1 protein-coding gene is annotated in these 417 nt (G+C 59.0%); it reads right to left on the reverse strand.

The genetic code is table 11. The features are described from left to right. The coding region (locus UU9_RS18480; protein ID WP_237710323.1) for a hypothetical protein at positions 1 to 186 on the reverse strand (186 nt) is incomplete at its 3' end. Positions 187 to 417: the final 231 nt, after the last annotated feature.

A 417-nucleotide genomic window follows, 5' to 3' on the forward strand; every position in this document is an offset into this window, starting at 1 on the left:
ATGCAGGTCATGCCAGTCGTCTAGCAGGAGCCTCATCAAGATGGACGCTGGAACCTTTGCTTTCGACAACGCTTGGCGCAATGCCTCGCCGTCCTTGGCTCGCTCTGCAGCTAGAACTTCGTCAAAGTCTGTCATAAGGCCTAAACGCTTAGCGTTTATCTGTCGCGCCAACACAGCAAGATCCAAGGCGCGATGCGTGTCGCGACAGATAAACCTCGTTGGACTAAACCGCCCGCGAGGTAGTCGCTTTGGGGATTGTAAGCCTGACCGCCTTGCGTGCGCGACCTTGAGGATGCGGCGAGGCGGTTTGGCACTGGCCGCCGGGCACGTTGACCGCAGCGATGGCGCGTACACCCGGTGTTTTTCGCGACGATGTGCGTGATCGCGACGACAACACCGACCCTTCGTCCGCAGTAC

The organism is Rhodanobacter fulvus Jip2, assembly GCF_000264315.1.
GTDB classification, from domain to species: domain Bacteria; phylum Pseudomonadota; class Gammaproteobacteria; order Xanthomonadales; family Rhodanobacteraceae; genus Rhodanobacter; species Rhodanobacter fulvus.